We start from the raw sequence: 13,781 nt of genomic DNA, 5'->3' as shown, positions 1-13,781 counted from the left end.
GCGACGAAAGACCAGCGCTTTATATACCACGAGCCGCGCGACGCTCAGGGCATCAACTGGCCGCCGTTCACGTCGATGATCTGGCCCGTCACATAGCGCGACATCGCTTCCGACGCGAGATAGAGGAACGCGCCGCTGCAATCGTCCGGCTCGCCGATGAAGCCCATGGGAATTGCCTTGCGGAAGGATTCGAGTTGTTCCGGCGATGTGAAGCGCTCCTGAAACGGCGTCTGGATCACGCCGGGCGCGACCGCATTCACGCGGATGCGATCCGGCATCAGTTCCTTCGCCATGCCCTTGGTGATGGTGCTGACGAAGCCCTTCGACGCCGCGTAGAGGAGCGCGCCCGGCCCGCCGCCGTTGCGCGCCGCCACCGATGTCACGTTGATGATCGAGCCGCCGCCGCCCGAGCGCAGCGACGGCAGCGCCGCGCGCGTGAACGCGACGACCGAGCGCGCGTTGATGTGCATGATCTCGTCGAAGAGCTCGTCGCTCGCGGACGCGATCGGCTCGCGTTTCACGAGACTGCCCGCGTTATTGATGAGCACGTCGATCTTGCCGAAGGTATCGGCGACTTGCGCGACGGCGGCATCGATGGCTTTTGAATCGCGCACATCCGCGCCGACGGTGATCGCCGTGACGCCGAGCGCGCGCACGTCCTTCGCGACTTCCTCGGCCTCGTCTTTCGAGCTGTTGTAGTGCACCGCGACATTCGCGCCGTATTGCGCGAACGCCCGCGCCGCCGCGGCGCCGATGCCCGTACTGGCGCCGGTGATGAGAATCGACTTGCCTTTCAGATCGTGCATGTGTGCTCCGTATGGATGAGGGTTTGAAGCGGGCGCAACAGACGAGAGTATGAAACGGAAAACCGATCGGCGGCCGAGTGGCGCGCGGCGCGTCAGTCCTCCGCGAGAGGCGCTTCTTCGGCGGCCTCGAACGAATAGTGCTCGACCACGCGCTTCACCGAACTTCGGAACGATGCGACGAGATCGGAGCGGATGCCGCTGCTCGGATACGACAGCACGTATTCATATTCGATGTCGGTCTCGAACGGCCGCACGACCACGCCGTGCGCGCGCCAGACCTTGGCCGCGAACGGCTCGACGATCGAAATGCCGAGCCCGCCCGCCACCATCGCGTAACGCGTGTGCGCCGTGTCGGTGAAAACGGTGTAACGCGGCCGGTCTTCCGTCGATGAAATCAGCGATTGCTCCGCCTCGTACGGCTGGCGCGCGTTCGGCAGCCAGCCGATGAGCTTTTCGCCGCGCAAGTCGGAAGGGCGCACGATCTTCTTCTTCGCGAGCTTGTGTGTCGTGGGCATCGCGCACGACGCGCGCGCCTTGAGCAGCGTCTCCACCTCGATGCCCGCGACCGCCGGAAACGCCAGGCTCAACGCGACATCGGCCTTGTGGTTCTGCAGGTTCACCAGCACTTCCGGCACTTTCACCGAATCGACCTTGATCGGCACGCCGGGATGACGTTCGGTGAAATCGGCGAGTACGGGCGGCAAAAGCGTGGTCGCGAGCACGGGCATGCATGCGACCGTGAGGCTGTCTGAAGCTTCCTCGCGAATCATTGCGGCGACCTGCTTCAAGCGCTCCAGGCCGAGGAAGTTCTCCTCGACGGACTTGTAGAAGCGCAGGCCGGCGGTCGTCGGATTGAGACGGCCGCCGATGCGCGAGAACAGGCTGAAGCCGAGATCGGCTTCGAGATCGGCGATCAGGCGGCTGATTGCGGGCTGCGTCACATGGAGTTTTTTTGCTGCGCCGACACTGGTGCCGGTCATGATGAGGCTGCGAAATGCCTCGATCTGGCGGAAACGGATCATCTTTCGGACGGCTCTGAAGCGGCGGTTATACGGCGACGCAATCTTATAGGAAACAAACACTTGCTGCCTTAACCCTGTTCAGCTAACCAAAGCCCGAAAGTGCGTTAAACCAACAAATTGAACGACTATTCGAAAAATTTAGTGACTATAAGCACATGTGAGTGGCATCCGTCTTATTGATACGAAATACTCGCCGCCAGCCTGAAGCACGAATGAAAGCGTCTACGTAAGAAATATCCGCCAGACGCGCGGTTTTCAACGAGTTATCGGCATTGGCGCGCCGACAGAAGATAGAAAGCAATACGTTAGATTCTCCGGGCTTGAAGCTGCTTTGTTTATCCCAACGGCGATAAACGATCCGCTACACGAAGGACTGCCAAATTTCGAAAGCCCGGCGAAAGGCAACAATCGATAAACGAGACAGGAAAGAGGATTCCCCATGACGTTTTTTGCCGTTCCCCACGCATCGATCCAACGCACGAAACTCGCCGCCGCCGCGGCGCTGCTCGCGTTCTCCGCGCTGAACGCGTCGGCCGCCATCGTGCCGCCGGGTGTTGCGCTCGCCGCGAAGCAGGAACTCGTGCGCAACAACGGCTCGGAGGTCGAGACGCTCGATCCGGCGCTGGTCGAAACCGTGGTGGCGGCCAACGTCTCGCGCGACCTGTTCGAGAGCCTGACCGCGACGAATTCGGACGGCACGGTCGTGCCCGGTGTCGCGGAAAAATGGGAACAGAAGGACGCGACGACCTGGATTTTCCATCTGCGCAAGAACGCCCGCTGGTCCAATGGCGACGCCGTCACCGCAAACGATTTCGTGTACGGCTGCCAGCGCTTCCTCGACCCGAAAACGGCGTCGTCGTATGCGAGCGTGTACGGCCCGTTCCTGCTGAACGGCGCGGATATCGCCGCGGGCAAGAAGCCGGCGAGCGCGCTCGGGGTGCGCGCCATCGACGCGAGCACCGTCGAAATCAAGACCGCCGGACCCGTGCCGTTCCTGCCGGAACTGATGTCGAATCCGAACCTCGGGCCGGTGCATCGCGCGACGATCGAGAAATTCGGCAAGGAATGGACGAAGCCGGGCAACATCGTCAGCAACGGCGCGTTCCAGTTGAAGGACTGGCAGGTCAACAGCAAGCTCGTGCTGACGAAGAACGCGAACTACTGGGACAAGGCGAACGTTCAACTGACGCAAGTCACGTATCTGCCGGTCGAAGACGAGAACACCGACGTCAAGCTGTTCCAGTCCGGCGAGAACGACATGACGTATCAGCTTCCGACCGGCACCTATGCGAAGTACAGCCAGCAGTTCCCGAAGGACATCCGCAACTCGCTGATTCTCGGTACGCGCTACTACAGCTTCAATAATCGCGATCCGCTGTTGAAGGACGTGCGCGTGCGCAAGGCGCTCTCGATGGTCATCGACCGCGACCTGCTCGCGCAACGCGTGACCGCCGATGGTCAGACGCCGCTTTACGGCCTGCTGCCGAAGGGCGTGAGCGGCGCCGACGTGTCGAATTACGAATGGGCGACGTGGCCGATGGCCAAGCGGGTCGAGGAAGCCAAGAAGCTGCTCGAACAGGCGGGCGTGAAGCCCGGAACGAAGCTGCGATTCGCGATGAACACGAGCGATTACAACAAGAAGATGGCGATCTTCGTCGCATCGGAATGGAAGTCGAAGCTCGGCCTCACGATGGACATCGAATCGATGGAGTTCAAGGTGCTGTTGAAGAAGCGCCATGAAGGCGACTATCAGATCGCACGCAACGGCTGGGTCGCCGATTACAACGACGCGACGACCTTCCTCACGCTCGTGCAATGCAAGTCGGAGCAGAACGACAATTTCAGCTGCAACCCGAAGGCCGACGCGCTCATCAAGGAAGCCGGCGAAACCACGGATCAAGCCAAGCGCACGCAGTTGCAGACGCAGGCCGCGAAGATCGTAATGGACGACTATCCGATGCTGCCGCTCCTGCAATACGGCCTGCCGCGCCTCGTGAAGAGCTACGTCGGCGGATACTCGCTGAAGAATCCGATGGATCATTACGGCAGCAAGGATCTCTACATCGTCAAGCACTGACGGCAAGGAGCCTTTCATGTGGTCCTATACCTTGCGGCGCGTGTTGCTCACGCTGCCGACGCTGCTGATCGTCGTGACGATCTGCTATCTGCTCCTGCACGCAACGCCGGGCGGTCCGTTCGATGGCGAGCGCAAGATTCCGGCGGAAGTGCTCGCGAATCTGCAAGCGAAGTATCACCTCGACGAGCCGCTGTGGAAGCAGTATGTGTTCTATCTTCGAGACCTTCTGCACGGCGATCTCGGTGCGTCGTTCCGTTATGCCGACTGGAGCGTGAACGATCTCGTGCTTCGTGCGCTGCCGGTGTCGCTGACGATCGGCGGCGTGTCGATGCTGCTTGCCATCGTGATCGGCGTCGCGCTCGGCATCGCCGCGGCACTGCGCCGCAATAGCATCGCGGACTATGTGCTGATGCTCGCCAGCAACGCGGGCAATGCGTTCCCGTCGTTCGTGCTCGGGCCGGTGTTGATCCTCGTCTTCGCGATCCTGCTCAAGTGGCTGCCCGCGGGCGGCTGGAACGACTTCCAGTTGCGCTATATGGCGCTGCCCGTCGCGCTGCTCGTGATGATCAACGTCGCCACGGTTGGCCGCGTGACGCGCGCGAGTCTGATCGAAGTGCTGAACACGAACTACATCCGCACCGCGCGCGCGAAAGGCTTGCCGATGCGCACCATCGTGCTGCGCCATGCGCTGAAGCCGACGCTCATTCCTGTCGTCTCGGTGATCGGCCCGCTCGCGATCTCGTCGATCACGGCGGCGGTCGTCACGGAATCGGTGTTCTCGCTGCCGGGCATCGGCAAGCTGATCGTGAACGGCGCGGCCAATCGCGATTACACGCTCGTGCTCGGACTCGTCGTGCTCGTCACGGTGGTGGCCGTGCTGCTCAACCTGCTGGTCGATCTCGCGTATGCGTGGCTCGATCCGAAGATTCGTTACTGAAAGGCCGCGCGATGAAATCTGCTTCTCTTGCACCGATGCTCGAAAGGGCGGTCGCCGGCCGCAGCCCGTGGCAGGACGCGCGCGCGCGTTTCCTGCGCAACAAGGCGGCGGTCGTGAGTCTCGTGCTGCTTGTGCTGATCACGCTCGCGTGCATCGTCGGACCGTGGTTGTTGCCGAACGAATTCGATTCGACCGACTGGAACGCGACGAGCGTCGCGCCGACGCTCGCCAACTGGCATCTGTTCGGCACCGACGACACTGGCCGCGATCTGCTCGTGCGCTGCCTGATCGGCGGGCGCGTGTCCCTGATGATCGGCGCACTCGCCACGCTCACGTCGGTGACGCTCGGCATCCTGTGGGGCGCGGTCGCGGGCTTCGTCGGCGGACGCGTCGATAACGCGATGATGCGTATCGTCGACATGATGTACGCGATTCCGTATCTGCTCATCGCGATTCTGATGGTGACGCTGCTCGGCCGCGAGTTCTATCTCGTCGTCATCACCATCACGATCTTTTCGTGGATGGACATGGCGCGCGTCGTGCGCGGCCAGACGCTGTCGATCCGCTCCAAGGAATATGTCGAAGCGGCGCGCGCGATCGGCGTGCCGACGCGGCGCATCATCGCGCGGCATGTGGTGCCGAATCTGCTCGGCATCGTCGCGATCTATACGACTGTCACCGTGCCTGCCGTCATCCTCACGGAATCCGTGCTGTCGTTCCTCGGCCTCGGCGTGCAGGAACCGATGACGAGCTGGGGCGTGCTGATTCAAGACGGCGTCGGCGTGATGGAGTCGTCGCCGTGGATTCTGCTGTTTCCGGCGGCGCTGCTCTCGATCACGCTTTACTGCATCAACTTTGTCGGCGACGGGCTGCGCGACGCGCTCGATCCGAAGGACAGGTGAGCCATGCCGCTACTCGAAGTCAACGATCTGCAAGTCGAATTCAGGACGCACGACGCCGCCGTGCGCGCCGTCAACGGCGTGAATTTCACGCTGGAAGAGGGCGAGACGCTCGGCATTGTCGGCGAGTCGGGCTCGGGCAAGAGCCAGAGCGTGCTCGCGATGCTCGGCCTGCTCGCATCGAATGGGCGCGCGAGCGGACGCGCGATGTATCGCGGCGAGAATCTCATCGGCATGACGAATCGCGCGATGAACCGCATCCGCGGCAATCGCCTGTCGATGATCTTCCAGGATCCGATGAGCTCGCTCAATCCGTATCTCACGATCGAGCGGCAGATGACCGAAGTGCTCGAACTGCACAAGAACGTCACGCGCCGCGAAGCGAAGAGGCGCGCAATCTCGTTGCTCGAAGCCGTGCGCATTCCCGAGGCTGCACATCGCATCGGGCAGTATCCGCACGAGTTGTCGGGCGGCATGCGTCAGCGGGTGATGATCGCAATGGCGTTGCTGTGCGAGCCCGAAGTGCTGTTCGCCGACGAGCCGACCACCGCGCTCGACGTCACCGTGCAAGCGCAGATTCTTCAATTGTTGCGCAATCTCCAGCATGACTTCGGCACGTCGATCGTATTGATCACGCACGATCTCGGCGTCGTCGCCGGCTTGTGCGAAAAAGTCATGGTGATGTACGGCGGGCGTGTGATGGAGCAGTGCGATGCGAACACGTTGTTCGCGCAGCCTTCGCATCCGTACACGGTCGGCCTATTGCGCGCGTTGCCGCGTCTCGATCACGACGGCGGCGAGCTGACCGGCATCCCCGGCAATCCGCCGAACATGGCCCATCCGCCGGCGGGCTGTCCGTTCCACGAACGATGCGCCGATGCAAGCGATGAATGCGCCGTCGATGCGCCCGCGCTGAAGGCGATCGGACCGGGCTGGCTGCGGGCCTGTCATCGTCCGGTTCATCTGATCAAGAAGGAAGCGAGCCATGTCTGACGCGACGATTCTCTCCGTGCGCGACATGCGCGTGCATTTTCAGGTGAAGCCGAAGAACCGTCTGCCGTGGGCGGCGCGCCGCACGCTAAAGGCCGTCGACGGCGTGAGCTTCGATCTCAAGGCGGGCGAGACGCTCGGCGTCGTCGGCGAATCGGGTTGCGGCAAGTCCACGTTGTCGCGCGCGATCCTCAATCTCATTCCCGCGACGAGCGGCGACATCGTGTGGATGGGCGCGCGCTTGTCGGGCGCTTCGACGCGTGAATGGCATCGCGTGCGCGGCGACGTGCAGATGATCTTTCAGGACCCGCTCGCATCGCTCGATCCGCGCATGACGATCGGGCAGATCATCGCGGAGCCGCTCGTCGAGCATCGGCCGGGCATGAACACGCGCGAAGTCGAAGAACGCGTGCGCGCGATGATGGCCAAGGTCGGTCTGCGCGAGCAGATGATCAACCGCTATCCGCACGAGTTTTCGGGCGGGCAGTGTCAGCGCATTGGCATTGCGCGAGCGCTGATCGTCGAGCCGAAGCTCGTCATCTGCGATGAACCGGTGTCCGCGCTCGATGTGTCGATTCAGGCGCAGATCGTCAATCTGCTGAAGTCGCTGCAAAAAGAGATGAAGCTCGCGCTTATCTTCATCGCGCACGATCTGGCCGTGGTGCGGCACATCTCCGATCGCGTGATGGTGATGTATCTCGGCCGCGTGATGGAGCTCGCGGAGAAGCACGCGCTCTATGACACGCCGCGCCATCCGTATACGCGGGCGTTGCTGTCGGCGGTACCGGTACCCGATCCGGCCGTCGAGCGCGCAAAGACCGTGCAGATTCTGTCGGGCGACATTCCGAGCCCGATCGATCCGCCTTCGGGCTGCGTGTTTCATACGCGCTGTCCGATGGCCGACGCGCGTTGCGCACGCGAAGTACCGGTGTTGCGCGCGCTTGGTGAGAGTTCGTCGGCCGCCTGTCTGTATGCGTGATGGCCCCGGCGTAAAGGGACACTTTCTCTTTTACTAGCGCGTCCCTGAACGGACCGTTCGTGCGGATCCTTCGCGATCGACGGGTACGGTTCACTTCATCAGGTAATTCGGAATCCTTTCTAGTTGTTCATTTCATGTAGTTCGCGGGTCGAGTCAGTGGAGATACTTTTCATGAAAAAACAAAAAACGTCAGCGGCATTGTCCATTTTGCTTTTCGGCGCTTATATCGCCGCAGCCGTTCCGGCACATGCGCAACAGGCGCCGACGCAGGCCGCGCAGGCGCAGCAGCCATCCGCCGACGATGATCTGCTCACGCGTCAAAAGGCGCTGGCACCGGATTCGCCGCCCAACACGGAAGCCGATGCGCCCGTCAGCAATCAGGCGAAATCGAAGGGATTCATCGAGGATTCGCACTTGAATCTGTTGATGCGGTCCTTCACAGAGCATGACGAATTCAAGGGCGCAGGCAAGAAGGACGCGTGGGTGCTCGGTGCGCAGGCCGTGTTCGAGTCGGGCTATACGAAAGGGCTGATCGGCGTGGGTGCGGACGTGTCGCTCTTCGGTGCGTTCAAGCTGAACGGCGGGCAGGGCGCGGGCAATCGCGTGCACGTTTCCTCGAGCGGCGACCCGAGCGGCGCGAACCAGCTCGCGTGGGCGTATCCGGGCGTGTGGGACGTGAAGGCGCGCGTGTCGAACACGGTGCTTAAATACGGTCAGCAACTCTTCGATAACCCGTTCCTCGTGCCGCACGACAACCGCGCGTTGCCGCCGACGTATCGCGGCTTCTCGCTTGCCAGCGACGAGATCAAGAACCTGACGCTCAAGGCCGGCACGGTCGATGGCGTGATCGCGCGCGGCATGACGACCGTCACCGGCCTCACGACGGAATACGGCGGCACGCACGTCTCGCAGTTCACGTACTTCGGCGGCGACTGGACACACGGTGACGATACGGCCGTCTCGCTCTACGGCAGCGTCGCGAACAACGTATGGCAGCAGTACTACCTGACGGCGACGCAGAGCATCGGCGATCCGAAGAGCATCCGCTGGACGGGTTCGTTGAACTACTACTACACCGGCGCGATCGGCGACAAGCGTCAAGGGTCGATCAACAATAACGCGTATTCGCTCGCGCTCGCCGGCACGCACGGCGCGCATACGGTGCAGTTCGCGTTCCAGCAGATCGTGAGCGATCAGACGTTCGACTACATGGGGCAATCTGCGGGCGATTATCTGTCGAATTCGCTCGATGTCGACTACAACCAGCCGCATGAAAAATCGGTGAGCCTGTCGTATTCGCTCAACCTCAAGGAATACGGCCTGCCCGGCGCGAAGTTCGCGTTGTGGGGTGCTTACGGCTGGGGCGCGGATGGCAGCGCGATGGCTAACGGCGACAGCGCTCAGGCGGCTAACTATCTGGTGAACGGCAAGCCGATCAGCGGTACGCACTACGAAATCGGCGTGATCCCGAGCTACACGATTCCCGACGGCAAGTTCAAGAACACGTCGATCAAGTTCTACTACATGCATCATCACAGCAATAGCGCGTACTATCCGGACGGCACGAGCGACGTCTACCGGCTGATGGTCAATGTCCCTGTGAACGTGTTCTGAAAACGCCTAAAAACACCGCAGCGTAAACCCTACAAAAATACCCGTTTACATTACGTTTAACTTTCATTTATAAAGAGAGGGCGTGCTGCGGATTGCCATGTCTCGCCCACGCTCATCGCCCGGCAGGTCTCCCTCTGCCGGGCTTTTTTTCGTCTGTACGATCCGCGCTCACTGCAGCTTTCATGCGCTTACACCGTTTCATCCTCTAAGTGAAAACCCCGCCATTTCTTTCGCTTGACTTACTTGATATATCACATACTGTGTATATGCGCGCAGCATGAATGGGCGTCGCGGGAGGCGTCGTTCGACGTCCGCATACACAAGGCATATTTGCCAAGGAGACAGGCATGGGAATGAACCAGATGGGCCGCGATGACAAGGCGTCGCGCCTCGCGTCGCCGTGGGTGCAGTTGGTTTTCGGCGTGATTTGCATGGCGATGATCGCGAACATGCAGTACGGCTGGACGCTCTTCGTCAATCCGATCGACGAGAAGTACCACTGGGGCCGCGCGGCCATTCAGGTGGCGTTTACGATCTTCGTCGTGACGGAGACATGGCTCGTGCCTATCGAGGGTTATCTCGTCGACAAGTACGGTCCAAGGCCGGTGGTGGTCGGTGGCGGGCTGCTATGCGCGATCGCGTGGGCGATCAACTCGGTGGCGTCGTCGCTGCCGCTTCTGTACTTCGCCGCGGCGGTCGGTGGCGTGGGTGCGGGCGCGGTGTACGGCACGTGCGTCGGCAACGCGCTCAAGTGGTTCCCGACGCGGCGCGGACTTGCTGCGGGCATCACGGCGGCAGGCTTCGGGATGGGTTCCGCCGCGACCGTCGTGCCGATCGCGCACATGATCAAATCGAGCGGCTATGAAGCGACGTTCCTGTGGTTCGGTCTCGGCCAAGGCCTCGTGGTCTTCCTGCTCGGCATGGCGCTCTATGCGCCGCCCGCGCAGTTGCTCGCGACGGTGAAGAGCACGGTCAAGGCCGCGGTCTACAACGCGAGTCCGAAGCAGGTGCTGCAGTCGCCGATCTTCTGGGTCATGTATCTGATGTTCGTGATGATGGCCGCCGGCGGCCTGATGGCGACCGCGCAGCTCGGTCCGATCGCGAAGGACTTCGGCTTGCACGATTCGCCCGTGTCGATACTCGGCTTGACCTTGCCCGCGCTGACCTTCGCGCTCACGATCGACCGCGTGCTCAACGGTCTGACGCGGCCGTTCTTCGGTTGGGTCTCGGATCGCATCGGACGTGAAAACACGATGTTCGTCGCGTTCGCGATCGAGGCGGTGGGCATCGTCGCGTTGTCGAAGTACGGGCATAGCCCGATCGCGTTTGTCGTGCTGACGGGCATCGTGTTCTTCGCGTGGGGCGAAATCTACAGTCTCTTCCCGGCGACGTGCGGCGATACCTTCGGTCCGAAGTTCGCGGCGACGAACGCGGGCCTGCTGTACACGGCGAAGGGCACGGCGGCGTTGCTGGTGCCGTTCTCGAGCGTCATCACGACGATGACCGGCAGCTGGCACGCCGTGTTCATGCTTGCGGCGGGGATGGCGGCGATATCGGCGCTGCTCGCGCTTTTCGTGCTGAAGCCGATGCGCAATGCACATTCGCAGACCCAGCAAAGTCTCATGCAACAAGGGCTAACCAAAACGAACCAGATATCTTCCTGAAATTAGCCTGGTTTTCACTGTCGTCCGCGAACGTCCTTGTGCCGGTTCGTGGCCGGGCAGTGCTCGTGTGAAGGTTCTCTCCGCGCGTCTTCGGCTGAAGCCGCGCGGAGAAGGGAGCGGGTCAAACGGGCCGCCGCTTCGGCAACTTATTAATTTGTGTCACACCGCGTTACAATTCCGCCTTCCAAATAGGCGGCATTCATGAGAACGCTGGGACAAGCTTTTAATAAGAACGGCCGAGAGGACAGTAATAATTTCCTGCTGTTGCGTCTTATCGCCGCTTCGCTCGTTGTCTATGGGCATTCGTTCGCGCTTGCCGCCACGAGCAACGGTCTCAGAGATTTCACGACGTCGATCCTGCATTACCGATATTCGGGCGATCTCGGTCTGCATATCTTTTTCGTCATCAGCGGATTTCTCATCACGTTCAGCTTCGATCGTCGGCACAGCGTGAAAGACTTCGTCATCTCGCGCGCCCTGCGTCTGTTCCCGGCGCTGGTCGTTTGCATGGCGCTGCTCGCCTTCGTGCTCGGTCCGTCGTTGACGACGCTTTCGCGCGGAATCTACTTCGAGTCACCCGAGACGTACGGCTTTGTCTGGCGCAACGCCTCTCTGTATGAGTATGCCGAGCGCTTGCCCGGCGTCTTCGCGGACAATCACGCGCGGAACGCCGTGAACGGAACGCTGTGGAGCATCTGGGTCGAGGTCCGGCTTTACGTCCTGGTACTGGTGTTCGGCGCGCTCGGCGCGCTTCGCAGTCGATGGGTCGCTAACCTTTGCATCGCCGCCCTGGTCGCGATCGGACTCTTCGCGCCGACGTACATGCCGTTCATCACGGGCGATCCGTCCAACCTTCGCGTTGCCGTGTTTTTCGCCGCTGGTGTCTTTCTCTACGTCAACCGGGATTTCATCCCGCTGAACCGCCAGGGTCTCTTCGCGCTGCTGCTTGCGGCGGTGCTTTCCTACCGTCAGCCGGCGTTCGAGATTGCCTGCGGCGCGGTGATTGCCTATGGCGTGTTCATGATCGCCTTCACGCCAAAGCTCAATCTCGGACCCATCGAAGACTATTCGTACGGGATCTATCTCTATGGCTGGCCGATTCAGCAGGTCGTGAATCACTTCCATCCGGACGGCTCCGCGCTACAAATGATGCTGATCGCGCTGCCCGGTTCCTGGCTCGCGGGCGCGCTCTCTTGGTATTTGATCGAGAAGCAGGCGCTCGGATTGAAGGCGAGGTATTCGGGCGCCAAAAAGGCGAAGGCCGCGGGCGGCGTTGCGCTGTGATGACGATGATCCTTGCGACCCGGCTTGTCGCCCGCCTCGCGCCATCGAATCAGAACCGCGTGCCGACGCTGCAGCCGCCGAAGCCGCCGCCGTTGGTGGCAAAGCCGCTGCATCCGAAGAGGCCGCAGCCGGAAAGGGCGAGCAAAGCGGCGATGAGCATCGCCGCGGCGCAAAGAGAACGAAGGTGCTTCATGGCGGGATCGGAATCGGAATCGGGAAAGCCGGACGCGATTCTCGCGGAACCCTCGCTTCCCGATGTCAAAATCCGTCGCCGTCTCAACCTGGCTTGCCATCCGCGCGCGGCTTGAAGAGCGGCGCGGCATAAGCGGCGACGTAGAGCCCGAACGCAAGAACCCAGCACGACCCAGCCGCAAAGACCCACGTCGAATGCCACGAAGGCGCGACGAGCGGCCCGAGCACGCGCAGTGCGCCCGCTGACATCACGAGCGCGTAGCACGCGACATCGCGCGTGTCCGCGACGAGCGGCCGTCCGGTATGCCCGCGCGCGGTGCGCGTGATCATCGCGATGATCGCGCCGCCGATCGCGCCAGCCGCGAACGCATGCACCGCGAGACTGTGCGGCACGCGTGTCCATCCGAGCGCAGACAGCGCGAGCAGTGCGAAGCCGAGCGGCAGCCACGCATAAGCGAGATGCAGGATCGCGAGAATCGGCCGGCCGCGCACCGCGTACGAGCGCCAGCCGATCATCCGCGCGAGATGCACGCCGCAGGCCAGCAAGGCGATCGGCGCGACGATCGCGCCATCGAGCGCGAAGGCGTCCGCGACAAACGCCGCGATCGTGAGCGGCGCGGCCATCAACTCGACGAAGCGCCAGCGCCGTGCGATGAAACCGGGCATTGCATTGGCGGTGAACATCGGGATCACGCGTCCGCCGATCACGCCGACGAGCAACACGACGATGCCCGCCGACGCACACACCGCGCGCATCGCGAGATCGGGGCGCGCGTCGATCGCGAACGCGTGGAACGCGGCGTTCAGCGCGCCGAACGCGAACACAACGACCGCGATGAAGTAGTTGCGCCGGTTGCCCGCCTCGACGAGCACCCGCAGCAGCAGAATCGCGGCGACCGGCAGGAACGCGCTATCGACGATCGCCGCCGGCAGCGCCGGGCCGCTCCACACGAGCACGCGCCCGGCGAGCCACAGCAGCACGAGCGATGCGAGTGTCGCGCCCTTGGCCGTGTCGCGTCCGGTCCACGCGCGCACGGCCGTCAGCAGAAAGCCGGCGACGATCGCCGCCGCGAACCCGAACACCATCTCGTGCGCGTGCCAAGCGACCGGATCCGCGCGCAGCAGATAGCCGCCGAAGAGCGGCACGCCCGACAGCACCAGTAGCCACACCGTCACCGAGAGCGCGCCGAACGCCGCGCCGCACAGGTAGAACGGCCGGAAGCCGAGATCGAACAGCGCGAAACGCGGCCGATGCTCCGGCGAACGCTTCTGCGGCGTCGCGATGAAAACGGTGTCGGGTTCTGCGATCTTCATGTT

General features: G+C 62.3%; 12 protein-coding genes. 8 read left to right on the top strand and 4 right to left on the bottom strand.

The genetic code is table 11. The annotated features are described in order from the left end of the window. Positions 1-44: 44 nt before the first annotated feature. Both NCS67_RS17460 and NCS67_RS17455 read right to left on the bottom strand, forming a co-directional pair. A complete protein-coding gene (locus NCS67_RS17460) occupies positions 45-806 on the bottom strand; it encodes an SDR family NAD(P)-dependent oxidoreductase (RefSeq protein WP_250435903.1) in 762 nt (253 codons plus the stop codon). Between the two features lie 92 nt (positions 807-898). Beyond that, complete coding sequence (locus tag NCS67_RS17455) at positions 899-1,828, bottom strand: LysR substrate-binding domain-containing protein (RefSeq protein WP_008353175.1); 930 nt, start codon at positions 1,826-1,828, stop codon at positions 899-901. A 439-nt stretch (positions 1,829-2,267) separates the two neighbouring features. On the opposite strand from NCS67_RS17455, the gene NCS67_RS17450 reads away from it, so the two are divergent. The 8 genes from NCS67_RS17450 to NCS67_RS17415 all read left to right on the top strand — a co-directional run bounded on the left by NCS67_RS17450 (position 2,268) and on the right by NCS67_RS17415 (position 12,272). Continuing rightward, on the top strand, positions 2,268-3,905 hold the full coding sequence (locus NCS67_RS17450; RefSeq protein ID WP_008353176.1) for a peptide ABC transporter substrate-binding protein: 1,638 nt from the start codon (positions 2,268-2,270) through the stop codon (positions 3,903-3,905). A gap of 16 nt (positions 3,906-3,921) precedes the next feature. Next, the gene (gene oppB / locus NCS67_RS17445; RefSeq protein WP_008353177.1) at positions 3,922-4,842 is read left to right on the top strand and encodes an oligopeptide ABC transporter permease OppB; all 921 of its coding nucleotides are present in this window, start codon (positions 3,922-3,924) and stop codon (positions 4,840-4,842) included. 11 nt (positions 4,843-4,853) lie between these two features. Next, positions 4,854-5,744: an ABC transporter permease subunit gene (locus NCS67_RS17440; RefSeq protein WP_372492481.1), complete on the top strand. Its 891-nt coding sequence runs from the start codon at positions 4,854-4,856 to the stop codon at positions 5,742-5,744. A 3-nt stretch (positions 5,745-5,747) separates the two neighbouring features. Beyond that, positions 5,748-6,734: an ABC transporter ATP-binding protein gene (locus NCS67_RS17435; RefSeq protein ID WP_008353179.1), complete on the top strand. Its 987-nt coding sequence runs from the start codon at positions 5,748-5,750 to the stop codon at positions 6,732-6,734. Continuing rightward, positions 6,727-7,710 carry a murein tripeptide/oligopeptide ABC transporter ATP binding protein OppF gene (gene oppF / locus NCS67_RS17430; RefSeq protein ID WP_175979410.1) on the top strand — a complete coding sequence of 328 codons (984 nt, stop codon included), beginning with the start codon at positions 6,727-6,729 and terminating at the stop codon, positions 7,708-7,710. Before NCS67_RS17435 ends, oppF begins: the two co-directional genes overlap by 8 nt. A gap of 171 nt (positions 7,711-7,881) precedes the next feature. Further along, a complete protein-coding gene (locus NCS67_RS17425) occupies positions 7,882-9,324 on the top strand; it encodes an OprD family outer membrane porin (protein WP_008353181.1) in 1,443 nt (480 codons plus the stop codon). Between the two features lie 347 nt (positions 9,325-9,671). Continuing rightward, a complete protein-coding gene (oxlT, locus tag NCS67_RS17420) occupies positions 9,672-10,988 on the top strand; it encodes an oxalate/formate MFS antiporter (RefSeq protein WP_008353183.1) in 1,317 nt (438 codons plus the stop codon). Between the two features lie 201 nt (positions 10,989-11,189). Beyond that, the gene (locus tag NCS67_RS17415) at positions 11,190-12,272 is read left to right on the top strand and encodes an acyltransferase family protein (RefSeq protein WP_250435902.1); all 1,083 of its coding nucleotides are present in this window, start codon (positions 11,190-11,192) and stop codon (positions 12,270-12,272) included. Between the two features lie 49 nt (positions 12,273-12,321). On the opposite strand, the gene NCS67_RS17410 is transcribed toward NCS67_RS17415, so the two are convergent. Continuing rightward, a complete protein-coding gene (locus tag NCS67_RS17410) occupies positions 12,322-12,465 on the bottom strand; it encodes a hypothetical protein (protein ID WP_250435901.1) in 144 nt (47 codons plus the stop codon). A gap of 83 nt (positions 12,466-12,548) precedes the next feature. Beyond that, on the bottom strand, positions 12,549-13,778 hold the full coding sequence (locus NCS67_RS17405; protein WP_250435900.1) for an NnrS family protein: 1,230 nt from the start codon (positions 13,776-13,778) through the stop codon (positions 12,549-12,551). Positions 13,779-13,781 lie beyond the last annotated feature (3 nt).

This window comes from Caballeronia sp. ATUFL_F2_KS9A, from assembly GCF_023630765.1.
In the GTDB taxonomy this organism is placed as follows: domain Bacteria; phylum Pseudomonadota; class Gammaproteobacteria; order Burkholderiales; family Burkholderiaceae; genus Caballeronia; species Caballeronia zhejiangensis.
Note: the sequence above shows the minus strand (reverse complement) of the source record. Positions and strands in the feature narration are given on the sequence as shown.

What these genes read in the sequence shown, in the direction of transcription:
- NCS67_RS17405 (WP_250435900.1), bottom strand. Translation starts at nt 13,778, where the DNA reads ATGAAGATCGCAGAACCCGACACCGTTTTCATCGCGACGCCGCAGAAG.
- oxlT (WP_008353183.1), top strand. Translation starts at nt 9,672, where the DNA reads ATGGGAATGAACCAGATGGGCCGCGATGACAAGGCGTCGCGCCTCGCG.
- NCS67_RS17460 (WP_250435903.1), bottom strand. Translation starts at nt 806, where the DNA reads ATGCACGATCTGAAAGGCAAGTCGATTCTCATCACCGGCGCCAGTACG.
- NCS67_RS17450 (WP_008353176.1), top strand. Translation starts at nt 2,268, where the DNA reads ATGACGTTTTTTGCCGTTCCCCACGCATCGATCCAACGCACGAAACTC.
- NCS67_RS17415 (WP_250435902.1), top strand. Translation starts at nt 11,190, where the DNA reads ATGAGAACGCTGGGACAAGCTTTTAATAAGAACGGCCGAGAGGACAGT.
- NCS67_RS17410 (WP_250435901.1), bottom strand. Translation starts at nt 12,465, where the DNA reads ATGAAGCACCTTCGTTCTCTTTGCGCCGCGGCGATGCTCATCGCCGCT.
- oppF (WP_175979410.1), top strand. Translation starts at nt 6,727, where the DNA reads ATGTCTGACGCGACGATTCTCTCCGTGCGCGACATGCGCGTGCATTTT.
- NCS67_RS17440 (WP_372492481.1), top strand. Translation starts at nt 4,854, where the DNA reads ATGAAATCTGCTTCTCTTGCACCGATGCTCGAAAGGGCGGTCGCCGGC.
- NCS67_RS17455 (WP_008353175.1), bottom strand. Translation starts at nt 1,828, where the DNA reads ATGATCCGTTTCCGCCAGATCGAGGCATTTCGCAGCCTCATCATGACC.
- NCS67_RS17425 (WP_008353181.1), top strand. Translation starts at nt 7,882, where the DNA reads ATGAAAAAACAAAAAACGTCAGCGGCATTGTCCATTTTGCTTTTCGGC.
- NCS67_RS17435 (WP_008353179.1), top strand. Translation starts at nt 5,748, where the DNA reads ATGCCGCTACTCGAAGTCAACGATCTGCAAGTCGAATTCAGGACGCAC.
- oppB (WP_008353177.1), top strand. Translation starts at nt 3,922, where the DNA reads ATGTGGTCCTATACCTTGCGGCGCGTGTTGCTCACGCTGCCGACGCTG.